General features: G+C 34.9%; 2 protein-coding genes. Both read right to left on the bottom strand.

The window, feature by feature from the left end; translation table 11 throughout:
* Window positions 1–281 (bottom strand): hypothetical protein (locus tag FA727_RS25635; RefSeq protein ID WP_206663862.1); only part of this gene is annotated, 281 nt, incomplete at its 3' end.
* 188 nt (window positions 282–469) lie between these two features.
* Complete coding sequence (locus tag FA727_RS25640; RefSeq protein WP_220096741.1) at window positions 470–946, bottom strand: hypothetical protein; 477 nt, start codon at window positions 944–946, stop codon at window positions 470–472.
* Between the last annotated feature and the right edge of the window lie 428 nt (window positions 947–1,374).

The following is a 1,374-nucleotide window of genomic DNA, read 5'->3' on the forward strand; positions in this document are numbered from 1 at the left end:
ATTGATTTTCGGCCTTGATTAGCCACCTTGGCATATTGCTCGGTCCTCCTCTCAATGTTTGCCCGTGTCTTCTCATGAATCTGTTTTACAAAATCAGCTTTTTGTTTTCCATCTAAATTAGCACGCTCACTCAAAGGTAAAGGTGTTAGATCGATCGAAATATATGTGACAGTATAATAGACAATTATAATGTTTCCAGCAAAACTTGTAAAATATGCAATTGCAACATAAGGTCCATAAACGCATTTATAAAATAAACATGAATTGTCAAAATTTATCACGATACATGAAAACCAAACAATTCTCAAATGTACATACATATATATTCATATAACCAAATACCACCTGATGTACCAATATATAAACCGTGGGGTACACCCACCTCACGATCGATCTCGTTGTCAATGCAGATATATGTTAAGCTTGATAGTTGCAACAAGGCAAGATGGGTTGGTGTGATCGATCCTGGCTAATATAATACGGGTTTAGGAGCAAGTCGACCTAGGTTCGTATCATTTGGTATCAGAGCCAAAATTTTGTTCAGGTTTGATCGATCCAATGGAGTCAAAGGATTAAAACCATAAACAATTTCAAATGGAGTATATTTAGTAGCTGAATGTAAAGACCTATTATAAGCAAATTCAACATGTGGCAAACATTCTTCCCAAGTTCTCAAATTTCTACTAATTAAAGCACGTAACAAAGCGGACAAGGTTCTATTCACAACTTTGGTTTGCCCATCTATTTGTGGGTGACAAGTAGTTGAAAATAAAAGCTTAGTACCTAATTTAGCCCACAAAGTTTTCCAAAAATAACTTAAGAACTTGGCATCCCTATCCGACACAATAGTTTTTGGCATTCCATACAATCTCACAATTTCTTTGAAAAACAAATTTGCAATATTGGATGCATAATCAGTTTTAGTACATGCAATGAAATGTGCCATCTTAGAAAACCTATCTACAACAACAAATATTGAATCCTTACCTGTCCTTGATCTCAATAATATTATTATTATTGTATACTAGATTGGGCCACTCACTTACATGATTAGCATATCACGTTTTTAAATTCCGTTCCCCTAGGTACAAGGATTAGTAGATGTTGATCGATCAAGCTTGAACAAAGTTCGGCTCTAATACCAGATGATATGAACCTAGGATGACCTGCTCCTAAACCCATATTATATTAGCCCATATCTAATTATGTTCAAGTTCTAATGGTCACCTTGACCCCTATATGTTGTTAGAAAAATTGGTATATGATGAAGACGCCACAGTAGGGGATGGATGTCCTATTAATAAGTCAAAACTAAAACACTCATTCACTAATGATGTTTTAGGTGTTCAAAAGAACAAAGAGAATTCTTTTTTC

Source organism: Robertmurraya kyonggiensis (assembly GCF_005116465.1).
Classification (GTDB): Bacteria; Bacillota; Bacilli; order Bacillales; family Cytobacillaceae; genus Robertmurraya; species Robertmurraya kyonggiensis.